The organism is Pseudacidovorax sp. 1753 (assembly GCF_040544975.1).
GTDB lineage: Bacteria > Pseudomonadota > Gammaproteobacteria > Burkholderiales > Burkholderiaceae_C > Xenophilus.
The window spans coordinates 14158-31292 of sequence record NZ_JBEPKY010000006.1; the positions used below are offsets into that span (position 1 = coordinate 14158).

The window sequence follows — 17135 nt, forward strand, 5'->3', positions numbered from 1 at the left end:
CGCTGAGGGGCCGCCGATTATGGCCCTGGCCTCGCGCACGACGGCGCGTCGCCACCCCGCTGCCGCCCCTCTGTTCCACGGCCTTCCTGCCCTGCCGCTCTTCCAAGGCCCCTCGCGGCCCCGACCCATGACCCAGAACCAATTCGACAAGAAATCCGAAGCGTGGTCCGCGCTGTTCTCCGAGCCCATGAGCGAACTCGTGCAGCGCTACACCTCCAGCGTGTTCTTCGACAAGCGGCTTGCGCAGGCAGACATCGAAGGCTCGCTGGCTCATGCAGAGATGCTGGCTGCGCAGGGGATCATCGGTTCGCAGGACCTTGCCGACATCCAGCGTGGGATGGCTCAGATTCGCGGCGAGATCGATTCCGGCAGCTTCGAATGGAAGCTGGCCCTGGAAGACGTGCACCTCAACATCGAGGCCCGCCTGACCCAGCTGGTGGGCGATGCCGGCAAGCGCCTGCACACCGGCCGCAGCCGCAACGACCAGGTCGCCACCGACGTGCGCCTGTGGCTGCGCGGCGAGATCGACCTGATCGACGGTCTGCTGACCGACCTGCAGAAGGCGCTGGTGAAGATCGCCGCCGAGAACGTCGACGCCATCCTCCCCGGCTTCACCCACCTGCAGGTGGCGCAGCCGGTGAGCTTCGGCCACCACATGCTGGCCTACGTGGAGATGTTCGCCCGCGACGCCGAGCGCCTGGCCGACCTGCGCCGCCGCGTCAACCGCCTGCCGCTGGGCGCCGCCGCCCTGGCCGGCACCAGCTATCCGCTGGACCGCGAGCGCGTGGCCCGCACGCTGGGCATGGAAGGCGTGTGCCAGAACAGCCTGGATGCCGTGAGCGACCGCGACTTCGCCATCGAGTTCACCGCTTTCGCCAGCCTGGCGATGGTGCACGTGAGCCGTTTCAGCGAGGAGCTGATCCTGTGGATGAGCCAGAACTTCGGCTTCATCCAGATCGCCGACCGGTTCACGACCGGCTCGTCGATCATGCCGCAGAAGAAGAACCCCGACGTGCCCGAGCTGGCACGCGGCAAGACCGGCCGCGTGGTCGGCCACCTGATGGGCCTGATCACCCTGATGAAGGGCCAGCCCCTGGCTTACAACAAGGACAACCAGGAAGACAAGGAGCCGCTGTTCGACACCGTCGACACGCTCAAGGACACCCTGCGCATCTTTGCCGAGATGGTGGGCGGCATCACGGTGCGCCGCGAGGCCATGGAGGCCGCCGCCCTGCGCGGCTACGCCACTGCCACCGACCTGGCCGACTACCTGGTGAAGAAGGGCCTGCCTTTCCGCGACGCGCACGAGACGGTCGCCCATGCCGTCAAGACCGCCATCGCCCAGGGCGTGGACCTGTCGCAGCTGCCGCTGGCCACGCTGCAGCAGTTCAACCCGGCGATCAGCGACGACGTATTCGGCGTGCTGAGCCTGCGCGGCTCGCTGGAGGCCCGCAACACGCTGGGCGGCACGGCGCCGGTGCAGGTCACGGCGCAGATCGCGCGGCACCGGGCGCGGCTGGGCGACTGAGCGCGGCTTCTCTGCTGCGAGGAAGGGCGCCGCGGGGCGCCCTTTTCGTTGATGCCGGCGCCGCGCCGGATCAGCCCCCCGTTTCCGCCGCCACCGCCTTGAGCAACTCCAGCGCCGCGGCCTGCGTGCGCGTCACCGGCCGCTGCGCACTCACCGCCACATGCGCCTGCACCTGCAGCCGCGGCGGGCCGATGGGCCGCACGCTGAAGGCGGAGGGGCGGATCGAGGTCTGCACCGCCCGCCGCGCCAGGATGGCGCAGCCGGCGCCGTCGGCCACCAGGTCCAGGATGGCGGGCACGCCGTCGATCTCCAGCGCGATCTGCGGCTCGCAGCCCAGCGCCGCCATTTCCGACTCCACATGCATGCGCACGGCGTTGGGCCGGCTGGGGATGATGAGCGGCAGCTTCGCCACCTCGGCCAGCGGGATGGGCGGGGGCGGCGGGTCTTCGGCCAAGCCGGGCGGGCGGGCCTGCACCAGCATCAGTTCCTCGGTCATCAGCGGCGCGATGTCCAGCCCGGCGATGGGCTTGGCTTCGTAGAGCACGGCGATGTCCAGCCGACCGGCGGACAGCGCTTCGTGCATGGAAATCGACAGGCCCTCGCTGATCGACAGCCGCGCTTCGGGCAGTTCGCGGCGGAAGCGCCGGGTCAGCGGCACCGCGAGCGCCCGCGCCACCGTGGGCGGCAGGCCCAGCGCCACCCGGCCCGCCAGGCCGCCGCGCACCCGGGCCAGTTCCTCCTGCGCCCGCTGCACCTGGTGCAGGATGCCGCGGCCGTGCTCCAGCAGCAGGGTGCCGGCTTCGGTGGGCGTGACGCCGCGGCCGTTGCGCACCAGCAGGTTCTGGCGCAGCTCCACTTCCAGCGTGCGCACCTGCCGGCTGAGGGCCGGCTGGGCGATGTCGAGCGCCAGCGCGGCGCGGGTGAAGCTGCCCAGCTCCACCACCCGGACGAAGTACTCCAGCTGTTTCAGATCCATGACGTCAGACGCATATCGACACGCATGCTATAGCAGTTTGTTCTAGCTGCTAGTCGATCTGCCCCCTGGAGGCGGACGGGGTCACGGCACAGAATGGGCGCTGCCTTCCAGACCCGCGGCCGGTTGTCACCGGCCCGCCCCGCCCTTCCCAGGAGACGACATGCCGAAATCCAACGGTCAGCCGCTGATCATCGACTGCCACGGCCACTACACCACCGCCCCCAAGGCCCTCGAGAACTGGCGCAATGCCCAGATCGCCGGCATCAAGGATCCGTCGGCCAAGCCCGACCCGGCCAGCCTCAAGATCAGCGACGACGAGCTTCGCGAGTCCATCGAGCAGAACCAACTGCGCCTGATGAAGGAGCGCGGCAGCGACCTGACCATCTTCAGCCCGCGCGCCAGCTTCATGGCCCACCACATCGGCGACTTCGAGGTGTCCAGCACCTGGGCCGCCATCTGCAACGAGCTGTGCTACCGCGTGAGCCAGCTCTTCCCGGACAACTTCATCGGCGCGGCCATGCTGCCGCAGTCGCCGGGCGTGGACCCCAGGACCTGCATTCCCGAGCTGGAGAAGTGCGTCAAGGAATACGGCTTCGTCGGCATCAACCTGAACCCCGATCCCTCGGGCGGCCACTGGACCAGCCCGCCGCTGACCGACCGTCACTGGTACCCCATCTACGAGAAGATGGTGGAGTACGACATTCCGGCCATGGTGCACGTCAGCACCAGCTGCAACGCCTGCTTCCACACCACCGGGGCGCACTACCTCAATGCCGACACCACGGCCGTGATGCAGTGCATCCAGGGCGACCTGTTCAAGGACTTCCCGACGCTGAAGTTCGTGATCCCGCACGGCGGCGGCGCGGTGCCCTATCACTGGGGCCGTTTCCGCGGCCTGGCGCAGGAGATGAAGAAGCCTCTGCTGGAAGAGCACCTGCTCAACAACATCTTCTTCGACACCTGCGTGTACCACCAGCCGGGCATCGACCTGCTGACCAAGGTGATCCCGGTCAAGAACATCCTGTTCGCCTCCGAGATGATCGGCGCCGTGCGCGGCATCGACCCGACCACCGGCCACTACTACGACGACACCAAGCGCTACGTGAGCGCCACCGCCAACCTGACGGACGACGAGCGCTTCCAGGTCTTCGAAGGCAACGCACGCCGGGTCTTCCCGCGCCTGGATGCCGCCCTCAAGGCCAAGAGCCTCTGACAGCGCCCGGATCGACTCCTCTCCCCTCTGGGGAGAGGCAAGGTGAGGGGCCCAGCGACGCTCGATGCGCGGCAACGTGCGCAGGCCGCGCGGCCCTCACCCCCCCCACCCTCTCCCAGAGGGAGAGGGAGCCAGACATCTCAAGGAGAACCGACATGTATGAATTAGGCGTCGTCTATCGCAACATCCAGCGCACCGACCACGAGACCGCGGACGGCCTGGCCGCCCTGGGCTCGGCCACGGTGCACGAGGCCATGGGCCGCGTGGGCCTGCTCAAGCCCTACATGCGCCCGATCTATCCGGGCCAGCAGGTGTCCGGCACGGCCGTCACCGTGCTGCTGCATCCGGGCGACAACTGGATGCTGCACGTCGCGGCCGAGCAGATCCAGCCCGGCGACATCGTGGTGGCGGCCATCACCGCCGAATGCACCGACGGCTACTTCGGCGACCTGCTGGCCACCAGCTTCCAGGCCCGCGGCGCCCGCGCCCTGGTGATCGACGCCGGCGTGCGCGACGTCAAGACGCTGCAGGAGATGAACTTCCCCGTGTGGAGCAAGTGCATCAGCAGCAAGGGCTGCATCAAGGCCACCATCGGCTCGGTCAACATCCCCGTGGTGTGCGCCGGCATGCTGGTGACGCCCGGCGACGTGATCGTGGCCGACGACGACGGCGTGGTCTGCGTGCCGCGCGCCATCGCCGCCAAGACGCTCGAAGCCGCCCGCAAGCGCGAGTCCTTCGAGGGCGAGAAGCGCGCCAAGCTGGCCAGCGGCGTGCTGGGCCTGGACATGTACAAGATGCGCGAGCCGCTGGCGGCTGCGGGCCTCAAGTACATCGACTGATCCCTTTCTATTGTTCCCGGGCCAGCGCCCCCCGAAGCGGGCGCGGCCCTCTTCCACGTTCGGAGACATTCATGAGCTTTTCCCGCCGCGCACTGGTGACGGCCTGCGCCCTCGCCGCCGCCCTGCCCTTCGCCGCCCAGGCCCAGCAGCAGGCCACCTTTCCGTATGGCAAGCCGGTGCGCATCGTCAACCCCTTCCCCGTGGGCGGTGGCCCGGATGGCGTCTCGCGCCTGGTGGCCGACAAGCTGTCGCGCACCTGGGGCGTGCCGGTGACGGTGGACAACCGCCCGGGCGGCAACGGTTTCATCGCCATCGACGCCTGGAAGCGCGGCGCCAAGGACGGCACCGACCTGCTGCTGCTGGACAACGTCCACCTGGCCGCCTACCCGTCGCTGTTCAAGAAGCTGCCCTACGACCCGGCCAAGGACTTCGACGTCCTGCTGCCACTGTTCAAGACCTACTTCTTCTTCACCGTCGGCGCCAACAGCAAGTACAAGACGGTGGGGGACATCGTGGCCGACGCCAAGGCGCGACCCGGCAAGCTGAACTACGGCTCGTGGTCGGTCGGCAATCCCGTGCACCTGGGCACGGAGCTGTTCAAGTCGGCCACCGGCACGCAGATGGAGCACGTGATCTTCAAGGAGACCACGCAGCTCTATACCTCGGTCTCCACCGGCGACATCGATTTCGCCCTGGGCAGCGCCGCCACGGCGGGTCCGCTCTACCAGTCCGGCAAGCTGCGCTTTCTGGCCGTGACCGGCCCGCAGCGCATGGCCGCCTATCCCGACGTGCCCACCGTGGCCGAGTCCGGCGGCCCCAAGGGCTTCGAAGTGACGGGCTGGAACGCCATCGCCGTGCCGCGCGGTCTGCCCGATGCGGTGACGGAGAAGATCAAGCGCGACATCGAGCAGGCGCTGACCGGCCCCGACGTGCAGGCCCGCTTCAAGAGCTTCGGCTACGAGCCCTTCCCGGTCACGCGCCCGCAGTTCGAGCAGTTCGTGAAGAGCGAATCGCAGCGCTTCGGCGACGTGATCCGCAAGGCCAACGTCTCCCTGGACTGACATGCAGCAGACCGACGCGCAAGGCCCGTTCGTCTCCCGCCGCGTGGCGCTGGCCGCAGGGGCGGCACTGCTGGCGCCGACGCTGGCGGGTGCGCAGAGCTATCCGGCCAAGCCGGTGCGCGTGCTGGTCGGCTACTCGGCCGGCGGCGCGGTCGATGCCGTGGCGCGCAGCGTGGGCCAGGCCCTCGCGACCAGCCTGGGCCAGCCCTTCGTGATCGACAACCGGCCGGGCGCCGGCACCAACATCGCCGTCAAGGCCACCATCGACGCGCCTGCCGACGGCTACACGCTGATGGTGGCCGCCAACGCGCTGGCGGCCACCATGGCGCTGTACCAGCCCATGCCCTTCGATGCCGAGCGCGACCTCGTGCCGGTGTCGCTGATCGGCCGCGTGCCGGTGGTGATCGCCGCCAATGCCAATGCGCCCTTCGGCACCATCCAGCAGCTGATCGCCGAGGCCAAGGCCAAGCCCGGCAGCCTGTCCTTCGCCTCGCCGGGCAACGGCTCCACGCCGCACATGGCGGTCGAGTTTTTCGAGCGCGCCGCGGGCATCAAGCTGCAGCACGTGCCCTACCGCGGCGGCGCCCAGGCACTGACCGACGTGATCGGCGGCCAGCTGCCGCTGGTGGCCATCAATGCGCTGGAGGCGCAGCCGCATGTGAAGAGCGGCAAGCTCAAGGTGCTCGCGGCCTTGAGCCCCAACCGCAGCGCCGTCTTTCCCGACGTGCCCACCATTGCCGAGTCCGGCTTTCCGGGCTTCGAGGCCTCGGTCTGGTACGGCATCGTGGCGCCCGCGGCCACGCCCAAGTCCATCGTCACCCAGCTGCATGCCGAGGTGCAGAAGGCACTGCAGACACCGGCCGTGCGCGAGCGCATGGCCCAGGTCGGCGGCGAAGTGCTGCCCGGCAGCAGCGAGCAATTTGCCCAGCTCATCCACTCGGAGCGCGTGCGCTACGAGAAGCTGGTGCGTGAAGCCGGCATCAAGCCCGATTGAACCCATTTCCCCAGGAGCAACGCTCATGAGCAAACCCACCACAGGCCCCTTCGAGAAAACTGCCGGCTGGCTGGACTGGTACACCGGCCCCAGCAAGCCCAAGTTCCAGGTGCCGGCCGGCAGCGTCGATGCGCACTGCCACGTCTTCGGCCCCGGCGCGGAGTTTCCCTATGCGCCAGAGCGCAAGTACACGCCCTGCGATGCCAGCAAGGCGCAGCTCTTCGCCCTGCGCGACCACCTGGGCTTCGCCCGCAACGTGATCGTGCAGGCCACCTGCCACGGCGCGGACAACCGCGCGCTGGTCGATGCGCTGCAGTCCTCGAACGGCAAGGCCCGCGGCGTGGCCACCGTCAAGCGCAGCGTCAGCGACGAAGAACTGCAGGCCCTGCATGCCGCCGGCGTGCGCGGCGTGCGCTTCAACTTCGTCAAGCGCCTGGTCGACTTCACGCCCAAGGACGAGCTGATGGAGATCGCCGGCCGCATCGCCAAGCTGGGCTGGCATGTGGTCATCTACTTCGAGGCGGTGGACCTGCCTGAGCTGTGGGACTTCTTCACCGCGCTGCCGACCACGGTGGTGGTGGACCACATGGGCCGCCCCGACGTAACCAAGCCGGTCGACGGCCCGGAGTTCGCGCTGTTCGAGAAGTTCATGCGCGAGCACAGCAACGTGTGGAGCAAGGTGAGCTGCCCCGAGCGCCTGTCGGTGGCCGGCCCCAAGGCGCTGGATGGCGAGCGCAGCGCCTACAAGGATGTGGTGCCTTTCGCGCGTCGCATCGTCGAGCAGTTCCCCGATCGTGTGCTGTGGGGCACCGACTGGCCGCACCCCAATCTGAAGGACCACATGCCCGACGATGGGCTGCTGGTGGACTTCATCCCGCACATCGCGACGACACCCGTGCTTCAGCAGAAGCTGCTGGTCGACAACCCGATGCGTTTGTATTGGCCCGAAGAAGCCAAGTAAGGAGACCCTTCCATGGCCCTCGACAAACCCTACCTGGACGTGCCCGGCACGATCATCTTCGACGCCGAGCAGAGCCGCAAAGGCTACTGGCTCAACCAGTTCTGCATGAGCCTGATGAAGGCCGAGAACCGCGAGCGCTTCAAGGCCGACGAGCGGGCCTACCTCGACGAATGGCCGATGACCGAGGAACAGAAGCAGGCCGTGCTGGCGCGCGACCTCAACTGGTGCATGCGCACCGGCGGCAACATCTACTTCCTCGCCAAGATCGGCGCCACCGACGGCAAGAGCTTCCAGCAGATGGCGGGCTCGATGACCGGCATGACCGAAGAGGAATACCGCAACATGATGATCAACGGCGGCCGCCGCGTGGACGGCAACCGCTACGTGGGCGAGGACGGCGACGCCCAGGCGCACCGCCAGCCGCAAGGCGCCCATCACCCCACCAAGGCGGCATGACCATGTGCCCCCGCATCCCTCAGGAGGCTTGAATGGCCCGCATCACCGCATCCGTCTACACCTCGCACGTGCCCGCCATCGGCGCCGCGCTGGACCTGGGCAAGACGAAGGAAGACTACTGGAAGCCGCTGTTCGCCGGCTACGACTTCTCCAAGCAATGGATGAAGGACAACAAGCCCGACGTGGTCATCCTGGTCTTCAATGACCATGCCACGGCCTTCAGCCTGGACATGATCCCCACCTTCGCCATCGGCACGGCCGCCGAATACCAGCCGGCCGACGAGGGCTGGGGCCCGCGCCCGGTGCCCAAGGTGGTGGGCCACCCGGAGCTGGCCAGCCACATCGCGCAGAGCGTGATCCAGCAGGACTTCGACCTCACCATCGTCAACAAGATGGACGTGGACCATGGCCTGACGGTGCCGCTGTCACTGATGTGCGGCGAGCAGGACCCGAAGAACGGCGCCTGGCCCTGCCCGGTGATTCCCTTCGCGGTCAATGTGGTGCAGTACCCAGTGCCGAGCGGCCAGCGCTGCTTCAACCTGGGCCGCGCCATCCGCAAGGCGGTCGAGAGCTTCGACGAGGACCTCAACGTGCACATCTGGGGCACCGGCGGCATGAGCCACCAGCTGCAGGGCGCACGCGCCGGCCTGATCAACTCGGAATGGGACAACAAGTTCCTGGATCGCCTGATCGCCGAACCCGCCGAACTGGCCAAGGTGCCGCACATCGAGTACGTGCGCGAAGCTGGCAGCGAGGGCATCGAGCTGGTGATGTGGCTGATCGCCCGCGGCGCCATGGGCGACGTGGCCGGCGGCCCGGCGCCGAAGCTGGTGCACCGCTTCTTCCACGTGCCGGCGTCCAACACCGCCGTGGGCCACCTCATCCTGGAAGACCAGGCCTGACCAACCATCCACAGAAAGCCAACACCGACATGACCATCAAAGTCGCACTCGCCGGCGCCGGCGCCTTCGGCATCAAGCACCTGGACGGCATCAAGAACATCCCCGACGTCGAGGTGATCTCGCTCATCAGCCGCGATCTGGGCAAGACCCAGGAAGTGGCCGACAAGTACGGCATCCAACACGTCACCACCGACCTGGCCGACAGCCTGGCCATCCAGGAGCTGGACGCGGTCATCCTGTGCACGCCCACGCAGATGCACGCCGCCCAGACCAAGGCCTGCCTGCAGGCCGGCAAGCATGTGCAGGTGGAGATCCCCCTGTGCGACGTGCTCAAGGAAGGCGAAGAAGTGCTGGCCCTGCAGAAGCAGGTCGACAAGGTGGCGATGGTGGGTCACACCCGCCGCTTCAACCCCAGCCACCAGTACGTGCACAGGAAGATCCAGGCCGGCGAATTCAACATCCAGCAGATGGATGTGCAGACCTACTTCTTCCGCCGCACCAACATGAATGCGCTGGGCCAGCCGCGCAGCTGGACCGACCACCTGCTGTGGCACCACGCCGCCCACACCGTGGACCTTTTCGCCTACCAGGCCGGCAGCCCGATCGTGAAGGCCAACGCCGTGCAGGGCCCCATCCACAAGGACCTGGGCATCGCCATGGACATGAGCATCCAGCTGCAGGCCGCCAACGGCGCCATCTGCACGCTGTCGCTCTCGTTCAACAACGACGGCCCGCTGGGCACCTTCTTCCGCTACATCGGCGACACCGCCACCTACATCGCGCGTTACGACGACTTGGTGCAGTCGCACAGCAAGGGCGCCGAAGAGCCGGTGGACGTGAGCAAGGTCGACGTGTCGATGAACGGCATCGAGCTGCAGGACCGCGAATTCTTCGCCGCCATCCGCGAAGGCCGCGAGCCCAACAGCAGCGTGGCGCAGGTGCTGCCCTGCTACCAGGTGCTGCATCAGCTGGAGCAGCAGCTCGCCGCTTGAGGCATGGCCCGGAAACCGGATCGCTTGATCCGGCCAAAATAACCCGGGTAAAATTGCGAGCAGGTGCTGAGGGGCGCCTGCCCGCACAAGAGGCTCTCACCCTCCCGATCCGTTTCTCTTCTTCCGTGGACAGACCGCGGTCTTCGTTCGAGCCCCATGCGGGACCGGCTCGGCGTCGAGGACCTGGAGCACTGCCATGACCCCTTCCCTTTCCCTGCAGGCCCGTCGCGAACTGACGCGCCAGTACAAGCAGGCCTTTCCCGCCATGGGCATCTATGCCCTGCGCTGCGATGCCGCCGGGCTGCTGCGCGTGGGCAGCAGCCGCCATCTGGACGGCATCTTCAACCGCCTGCGCTTCGAACTGATGCGCGGCGCCCACCGCGACCGGGTCCTGCAATCGGCCTGGAACACGCACGGCGCCGAGGCCTTCCGCTTTGAAGTCGTCGACCGGGTGAAGGAACGCGACGATCCCGACTTCGACTACGACGCCGAGCTGGCGACGCTGCTGGCGCTGTGGGAGGCCGAGTTGCTTTCACCCGCGGCCGAGGGCGGTGCACGTCAAGGAGGCAGCGCATGATCCGGCTGACCGACGCCCAGGCCATGCGTCTTGGCCTCGCGCTGGCCCGGGCCCATGCACGCCAACAGCAGCGCCTGGATGAGCGCCTGGGCGTGTGGCATGGCCTCGACGCGTCGGACTTCCTGCTGCTCGATGCACTGGCACGGGCGTCACACGGAGGTCTGCCCACGCTGCGGCTCGCGCAGGCCCTGCACCTCGCACCCTCGGCGCTCGTCCGGCAACTGATGCCACTGGAAAAGACCGGCCTCGTGGCACGCGATGCCGGTGCCGTGCTGCTGCGGCCCGCCGGCCGGCAACTGCATGCCGAAGCCGCGCAGACCGTGGGAGCGGTGTGCGCCAAAGCGTGGGCCGGCGTCGGTCTGGACCCGTGCGGCCCGGACGCTCTGCAGTCGCAGCTCGATGCCGTGGCAAGCGGTGCCGTCATCCCGACACCGTCCGCGGCGCCAGCGCCATGAGCCAGCAGCCCCTCGGGCACAAGCATGCCCCCGACGACGTCCCGACAGGAAGCGCCAAGGTCCCGGCGGAGGAACTCAAGGTGCGTGCCCGCGTGCGCCTGAATGGGGCGCGCCGCGATGGCCGCAGCGATGACCGCACCCTGGGCGACCATTTGCAGACCGCAGCGCGCGAACTCGGCTTCCTGCACTGGGACCATGCCCGCCGCGTGCTGGGCGGCCTCGCCGCGCCGGGCGATGACATGGGTGACTTCTGGCACGCACCGCGGACGGGCCTGCTGCTGCACCTCTGGTTCGCCCGCCATGACGAGGCAGCGCCGGCACTCGCAACGCAGCCCGGCGGCTTCCTGCTCCCCTACCGCCGCCAGTGCTTCATCGTGCAGGCACCCTTCATCGAAGCCCTGGGCCTCGACGCGACCGACCCCGCCTGGCGGGCCATCGGCCATGATCTGGTGGCAGGCTACGGCACGCCGGCCTGGCAGCACCTGGCCTGGCAAAGAGTCCGCGCGCCCCTTTCAACCTTCCAACCCCGACTAAGCTCTGCCCATGCAAACACGACGTATCGCGAACTTTGAGGTCTCGGCCATCGGCCTGGGCTGCATGAACCTGAGCCACGCCTATGGCGTGCCGCCCTCGCCCGAGCAGGGCGAGCGCGTGCTGCTGGCCGCGCTGGATGCCGGCGTGACGCTGTTCGACACGGCGGCGCTCTACGGCTTCGGCGCCAACGAGGAACTGGTGGGCCGTGTGCTCAAGAAACACCGCCACCAGTTCACGCTGTGCAGCAAGGGCGGCATGGCCGGCGTCAAGGGCGAGGACGGCGTGATGCGCCGCGTGATCGACGGCCGCCCCGCCACGCTGCGCCGCAATTGCGAGGACAGCCTGCGCCGCCTGGGCACCGACGTCATCGACCTCTACTACCTGCACCGCTGGGACAAGAAGGTGCCCATCGAGGATTCGGTGGGCGAGATGTCGCGCCTGATCGAAGAGGGCAAGGTGCGCGCGCTGGGCCTGTCGGAGGTCTCGGCCGGCACGCTGCGCAAGGCGGCGGCCGTGCATCCCATCGCTGCCGTGCAGACCGAATATTCGCTCTGGACGCGCAACCCCGAGATCGCCGTGCTGGCCGCCTGCCGCGAGCTGGGCACCGCCTTCGTGGCCTTCAGCCCGCTGGCCCGCGCCTACCTCACCGGCCGCCTCACCGACGTGGCCGCGCTGGACGCCAAGGACATCCGCCGGCCCATGCCGCGCTTCTCGGCCGAGCACTACCCGCGCAACCTGTCGCTGCTGGCCGGCTTCGAGGCCCTGGCCCAGGAGGCCGGCTGCACGCCCGCGCAGCTGGCACTGGCCTGGCTGCTGGCGCAGGGCCAGGACATCATCCCCATTCCCGGCACCACCCGCGTGGACCATCTGCGGGAGGACCTGGCCGCGGCCGACCTGCAACTGCCCGCCGACGTGATCGCCCGCGCTGGCGAGCTGATCAACCAGCGCACCGTGAGCGGCCCGCGCTACCCCGCCCAGGCCACCCAGGAAGTGGACACGGAAGAGTTTCCGGCCTGAGTGCGCCCGCGCCGCCAGACCGACGCTTCAAATCTGGCGGCCGCGGAGCAGGCCACGCGCGGGCCTCCGCGGAACCGGCTTTGCCGGGCCGCTGGAGGCGCCCCTCGAGGGGGAGGCGGAGCGCGAAGCGCGCAGCCTGGGGGGAGCGTCAAATCGCGACCAACTGGCGCACGCCGTCGGCGGCCATGTCCTTGCCCAGGCCGCGCGCAATCACTTCGCCGCGCTCCATCACCAGGTAGTGGTCGGCCAGTTCCTCGGCAAAGTCGTAGTACTGCTCGCACAGCACGATGGCCATCTTCTGGCCCTTCCAGCCCTCGTCGGCCAGGCGGCGGATGGCACGGCCGATGTCCTTGATGATGCTGGGCTGGATGCCCTCGGTGGGCTCGTCCAGGATCAGCATCTTCGGGCCGGGGGCCAGTGCGCGGGCAATGGCCAGCTGCTGCTGCTGGCCGCCGGACAGGTCGCCACCGCGCCGGTGCAGCATCTGCTTGAGCACCGGAAACAGCTCATAGAGCTCGGGCGCGATGGGCATGGAAGCGCTGCGGTAGGCCAGGCCCATGCGCAGGTTCTCTTCCACCGTCAGCCGCGCGAAGATCTCGCGGCCCTGCGGCACGAAGCCCATGCCGGCGCGGGCGCGCTCGTAGGGCGTCTTCTTGTGCACCGACTGGCCGTCGAATTCGATGCTGCCGCTCTTGATCGGCACCAGGCCCATGAGCGACTTCAGCAGTGTGGTCTTGCCCACGCCGTTGCGGCCCAGCAGCACGGTGACCTGGCCGAGCGGCGCCTCGAAGCTCACGTCCCGCAGGATGTGCGAGCCGCCGTAGTACTGGTGGATGTTCTTGACCTTCAGCATGGTTCAACGTCCCAGGTAGACCTCGATGACGCGCTCGTCGGACTGCACTTCATCGAGCGTGCCCTGCGCCAGCACCGAGCCGTCGCACAGCACGGTGACGATCTCGGAGATGGTGCGGATGAAGCTCATGTCGTGCTCCACCACCATCAGCGAGTGTTTGCCCTTGAGCGTGAGGAAGAGCTCGGCCGTGCGCGCCGTCTCTTCGTCGGTCATGCCGGCCACGGGTTCGTCCAGCAACAGCAGCTTCGGGTCCTGCATGAGCAGCATGCCGATCTCCAGCCACTGCTTCTGGCCATGGCTCAGCGTGCCCGCCATGCGGTTGACGCTGTCGGCCAGGTGGATGGTCTGCAGGATGTCGGCCAGCCGGTCGGCCTGGGCCGAGTCGAGCTTGAAGAACATCGAGGGCTTGACGCGCTTGTCGGTCTTGAGCGCCAGCTCCAGGTTCTCGAACACGGTCAGGTGCTCGAACACCGTGGGCTTCTGGAACTTGCGGCCAATGCCCAGCTGCGCGATCTCGGCCTCGCGGTGGCGCAGCAGGTCGATGGTGCTGCCGAAGTAGACGGTGCCTTCGTCGGGCCGCGTCTTGCCGGTGATGATGTCCATCATCGTGGTCTTGCCCGCACCGTTGGGGCCGATGATGCAGCGCAGCTCGCCGGGGGCGATGTCCAGGCTCAGCTTGTTGATGGCCTTGAAGCCGTCGAAACTCACGCTCACGTCCTCCAGGTACAGGATGCGGCCGTGGGTCACGTCCACCTCGCCCGCCACGGCGGGCCGGCCATAGCCGGCGGTGCGGCCACCGGACTCGGTCGATGCGCCGACGGGCAGGCCCTGGGCGCGGGCGTGGCGCTCGGCGCCGGCTTCCATCAGGTCGGGCGTCATGCCTGGGCTCCCTTGGGTTCGACATGGACGGTGGGCAGGGCGTCGGGCTCAACGCCCTCCTCCCTGGCCTGCGCGCGCTGGGCTTCCTCGCGGCCAGTGGGCGCCACGGGTTCGGCAACGGCCTCGGCCTTGCCGCGGTTCATCAGACGGCGCACCAGGCCGACGATGCCATCGGGCAGGAACAGCGTGACAGCGATGAAGAGCGCGCCCAAGAAGTACAGCCAGTATTCCGGCGCCACCACCGTGAGCCAGCTCTTGGCGCCGTTGACCAGGAAGGCGCCGACAATCGGCCCGACCAGCGTGGCGCGGCCGCCCACGGCCGTCCAGATGGCGATCTCGATGGAGTTGGCGGCGCTCATCTCGCCCGGGTTGATGATGCCCACCTGCGGCACGTACAGCGCGCCGGCCACGCCGCACATCATGGCCGAGATGACCCAGATGCTGAGCTTGTAGGGCAGCGGGTTGTAGCCGCAGAACATGGTGCGCGACTCGGCATCGCGGATGGCCTGCAGCACGCGGCCGTACTTGCTGCCGATCAGCCATTTGGCGAACAGGAAGAAGCCCAGCAGCACCGCACCGGTGAGGGCGAAGATCGTCATGCGCATTTCCTGCGTGGCGATCGGAATGCCCAGGATGCGCTTGAAGTCGGTGAAGCCGTTGTTGCCGCCGAAGCCCGTCTCGTTGCGGAAGAACAGCAGCATGGCCGCGAAGGTCATGGCCTGCGTGATGATCGAGAAGTACACGCCCTTGATGCGCGAGCGGAAGGCGAAGTAGCCGAAGACCAGCGCCAGCAGGCCCGGCACCACCACCACCATCAGCATCTGGAAGACGAAGCTGTCGCTGAAGGTCCAGTGCCAGGGCAGGGTCTTCCAGTCGAGGAAGACCATGAAGTCCGGCAGGTCGCTCTTGTAGTTGCCGTCGCGGCCGATCTGGCGCATGAGGTACATGCCCATCATGTAGCCGCCCAGCGCGAAGAACAGGCCGTGGCCCAGCGACAGGATGCCGGTGTAGCCCCAGATCAGGTCCATGGCCAGTGCGCAGATGGCGTAGCACATGATCTTGCCGAGCAGCGCCACCGCATAGTCGCTGAGGTGGAAGGCACTGCCTTCGGGCACCCACAGGTTGAGCACCGGCGCCAGGCCGCACACCACGATCAGCGCGATGAAGAAGGCGGTCCAGCCCTTGCCGCTGAGCAGTGGAGCCTTGGAGGGAAGAGTGACTGTCCTCATGCTTCTGCACTCCGGCCCTTGATGGCGAAGATGCCCTGCGGCCGCTTCTGGATGAACACGATGATGAAGACCAGGATGGCGATCTTGGCCAGCACCGCGCCGGCCCAGCCTTCGATGAGCTTGTTGAGCACGCCCAGCCCCAGCGCCGCATAGACGGTGCCTGCCAGTTGGCCCACGCCGCCCATCACCACCACCATGAAGCTGTCCACGATGTAGCTCTGGCCCAGGTCGGGGCCCACGTTGCCGATCTGGGTGAGCGCGCAGCCCGCCAGGCCCGCGATGCCCGAGCCGAGCGCGAAGGCATAGGTGTCCACCCGCGCGGTGTTCACGCCCATGCAGGAGGCGATGGGTCGGTTCTGTGTCACGCCGCGCACGAAGAGGCCCAGGCGCGTGCGGCTGATAAGCCAGGCCATGGCCGCCAGCACGAGGCCCGCGAAGATGATGATGCCGATGCGGTTCCAGGGCAGCACGAGGTTGGAGAGCACTTCCAGCCCGCCGCTCATCCAGCCGGGGTTCTCCACGCCCACGTTCTGCGCGCCGAAGATCGTGCGCACCAGCTGCTGCAGCATCAGGCTGATGCCCCAGGTGGCCAGCAGCGTCTCCAGCGGCCGGCCGTAAAGGAAGCGGATCACGCCCCGCTCCAGCACCGCACCCACCAGGGCCGAGGCCATGAAAGACACGGGGATGGCCGCCACCAGGTACCAGCCGAACATCGACTCGGGCAGGAACCGCTGGAACACGCCCTGCATCACGTAGGTGGCATAGGCGCCGATCATCATCAGCTCGCCGTGGGCCATGTTGATCACGCCCATCAGGCCGTAGGTGATGGCCAGGCCCAGCGCCGCCAACAGCAGCACCGAACCCAGGCTGATGCCGCTGAAGATCACGCCCAGCCGGTCGCCCCACACCAGCGCGCCGTCGATGGTGGCAATGCTGGCCTGGATGGCGGCCTTGACCTGCGGATCGGTCTCGTCGGCGAGGCGCTGGTTGAGCAGCAGCTTGGTGTCCGGGTTCTTGTTGTCGCCCAGGGCCTTGGCGGCGGCCAGGCGCTTGGCGGCGTCGGCGCTGGAGAGCATGGAAGCGTCGCGCACCAGCATCAGCTTGGCCTTGACCTTGGCGCTCTGCTCGGCGGCCAGGGCCTTCTCGATCAGTGGCACGCGCGATTCGTCGGGCTCCTTGAACAGCGCCTCGGCCGCTTCCAGCCGCACGGCCTCGTCGGGGCTGGTGAGCTGGAGCGCCGCCTGCGCGGCATCGAGCGCGCCGCGCATCAGGTTGTTGTTGACCACGTCCTCGGCCTCGGCCGGCACCTTCACCTCGGCGCCGGTGACCGGGTCGTAGCCCTTGTCGTCCTTCATGAGGAAGGCCTGCTTGTCGGTGAACTTCACCGCCTCGTCCACCAGGGCCTGCAGGAAGGCCTTGGTCTTCTCGTCGGCCACGGCCACGGCCTTGTTGATGGCCGCGATGCGGCTTTCGGCATCGCCCGAGGCCATGGCCAGAGCCTCGTCGGCCGTCAGCGCCCTGGCCGGCCCGGCCAGCATCAGCAGGGCGAGGAACGCCAGCTGCATGAACAAGCGAAGAGGTGTTTTCACGTCGTCCTCGACATCCAAAGAAAAGGCCCGATCCCGACAAGCAAGATCGAGCCTGTGCGCCCATGAGCTCAGGGCAAGCG

Annotated in this window: 18 protein-coding genes; 13 read left to right on the forward strand and 5 right to left on the reverse strand. The window is 68.0% G+C overall.

Annotated features, from left to right (window positions below; all coding sequences use genetic code 11):
• The first annotated feature begins 127 nt into the window (after positions 1-127).
• The gene (gene argH, locus ABIC63_RS08560) at positions 128-1528 is read left to right on the forward strand and encodes an argininosuccinate lyase (protein ID WP_354319444.1); all 1401 of its coding nucleotides are present in this window, start codon (positions 128-130) and stop codon (positions 1526-1528) included.
• A gap of 70 nt (positions 1529-1598) precedes the next feature.
• Here argH and ABIC63_RS08565 read toward each other — a convergent pair whose 3' ends face one another.
• Entirely contained in the window at positions 1599-2504 is a 906-nt protein-coding gene (locus ABIC63_RS08565) for a LysR substrate-binding domain-containing protein (RefSeq protein ID WP_354319445.1), read from the reverse strand.
• Between the two features lie 184 nt (positions 2505-2688).
• Between ABIC63_RS08565 and ABIC63_RS08570 the strand changes: the two genes are divergently transcribed.
• The 12 genes from ABIC63_RS08570 to ABIC63_RS08625 all read left to right on the forward strand — a co-directional run bounded on the left by ABIC63_RS08570 (position 2689) and on the right by ABIC63_RS08625 (position 12505).
• Positions 2689-3717 carry an amidohydrolase family protein gene (locus tag ABIC63_RS08570; RefSeq protein WP_354319600.1) on the forward strand — a complete coding sequence of 343 codons (1029 nt, stop codon included), beginning with the start codon at positions 2689-2691 and terminating at the stop codon, positions 3715-3717.
• A 155-nt stretch (positions 3718-3872) separates the two neighbouring features.
• Positions 3873-4556 carry a 4-carboxy-4-hydroxy-2-oxoadipate aldolase/oxaloacetate decarboxylase gene (gene ligK / locus ABIC63_RS08575; protein WP_354319446.1) on the forward strand — a complete coding sequence of 228 codons (684 nt, stop codon included), beginning with the start codon at positions 3873-3875 and terminating at the stop codon, positions 4554-4556.
• 71 nt (positions 4557-4627) lie between these two features.
• Positions 4628-5617 (forward strand): Bug family tripartite tricarboxylate transporter substrate binding protein, encoded by a 990-nt coding sequence (locus ABIC63_RS08580; RefSeq protein WP_294375691.1) that lies wholly within the window; start codon positions 4628-4630, stop codon positions 5615-5617.
• Position 5618: 1 nt separating this feature from the next.
• On the forward strand, positions 5619-6611 hold the full coding sequence (locus ABIC63_RS08585) for a tripartite tricarboxylate transporter substrate binding protein (RefSeq protein ID WP_354319447.1): 993 nt from the start codon (positions 5619-5621) through the stop codon (positions 6609-6611).
• Positions 6612-6636: 25 nt separating this feature from the next.
• The gene (locus tag ABIC63_RS08590; RefSeq protein ID WP_294375686.1) at positions 6637-7572 is read left to right on the forward strand and encodes an amidohydrolase family protein; all 936 of its coding nucleotides are present in this window, start codon (positions 6637-6639) and stop codon (positions 7570-7572) included.
• A gap of 12 nt (positions 7573-7584) precedes the next feature.
• On the forward strand, positions 7585-8028 hold the full coding sequence (ligA, locus tag ABIC63_RS08595) for a protocatechuate 4,5-dioxygenase subunit alpha (protein ID WP_294375685.1): 444 nt from the start codon (positions 7585-7587) through the stop codon (positions 8026-8028).
• A gap of 32 nt (positions 8029-8060) precedes the next feature.
• Positions 8061-8930 carry a class III extradiol dioxygenase subunit beta gene (locus ABIC63_RS08600; protein ID WP_294375682.1) on the forward strand — a complete coding sequence of 290 codons (870 nt, stop codon included), beginning with the start codon at positions 8061-8063 and terminating at the stop codon, positions 8928-8930.
• Positions 8931-8959: 29 nt separating this feature from the next.
• Positions 8960-9922 (forward strand): Gfo/Idh/MocA family oxidoreductase, encoded by a 963-nt coding sequence (locus ABIC63_RS08605; RefSeq protein WP_354319448.1) that lies wholly within the window; start codon positions 8960-8962, stop codon positions 9920-9922.
• Between the two features lie 196 nt (positions 9923-10118).
• Complete coding sequence (locus tag ABIC63_RS08610) at positions 10119-10499, forward strand: GIY-YIG nuclease family protein (RefSeq protein WP_294375676.1); 381 nt, start codon at positions 10119-10121, stop codon at positions 10497-10499.
• Entirely contained in the window at positions 10496-10954 is a 459-nt protein-coding gene (locus tag ABIC63_RS08615) for a MarR family winged helix-turn-helix transcriptional regulator (protein WP_294375675.1), read from the forward strand. Before ABIC63_RS08610 ends, ABIC63_RS08615 begins: the two co-directional genes overlap by 4 nt.
• Positions 10951-11526 (forward strand): hypothetical protein, encoded by a 576-nt coding sequence (locus ABIC63_RS08620; RefSeq protein ID WP_354319449.1) that lies wholly within the window; start codon positions 10951-10953, stop codon positions 11524-11526. The genes ABIC63_RS08615 and ABIC63_RS08620 overlap by 4 nt, the downstream gene beginning before the upstream one ends.
• Positions 11498-12505, forward strand: coding sequence for an aldo/keto reductase (locus ABIC63_RS08625; RefSeq protein ID WP_354319450.1), 1008 nt, complete (start codon positions 11498-11500; stop codon positions 12503-12505). Before ABIC63_RS08620 ends, ABIC63_RS08625 begins: the two co-directional genes overlap by 29 nt.
• Positions 12506-12653: 148 nt before the next feature.
• Here ABIC63_RS08625 and urtE read toward each other — a convergent pair whose 3' ends face one another.
• The 4 genes from urtE to urtB are packed head-to-tail and all read right to left on the reverse strand — an operon-like array spanning position 12654 to position 17031.
• A complete protein-coding gene (gene urtE, locus ABIC63_RS08630) occupies positions 12654-13358 on the reverse strand; it encodes an urea ABC transporter ATP-binding subunit UrtE (protein WP_354319451.1) in 705 nt (234 codons plus the stop codon).
• A gap of 3 nt (positions 13359-13361) precedes the next feature.
• Complete coding sequence (gene urtD, locus ABIC63_RS08635; protein WP_294375664.1) at positions 13362-14237, reverse strand: urea ABC transporter ATP-binding protein UrtD; 876 nt, start codon at positions 14235-14237, stop codon at positions 13362-13364.
• Positions 14234-15466 carry an urea ABC transporter permease subunit UrtC gene (gene urtC, locus ABIC63_RS08640; protein ID WP_354319452.1) on the reverse strand — a complete coding sequence of 411 codons (1233 nt, stop codon included), beginning with the start codon at positions 15464-15466 and terminating at the stop codon, positions 14234-14236. The genes urtD and urtC overlap by 4 nt, the downstream gene beginning before the upstream one ends.
• Entirely contained in the window at positions 15463-17031 is a 1569-nt protein-coding gene (urtB, locus tag ABIC63_RS08645; protein WP_354319453.1) for an urea ABC transporter permease subunit UrtB, read from the reverse strand. The genes urtC and urtB overlap by 4 nt, the downstream gene beginning before the upstream one ends.
• Between the last annotated feature and the right edge of the window lie 104 nt (positions 17032-17135).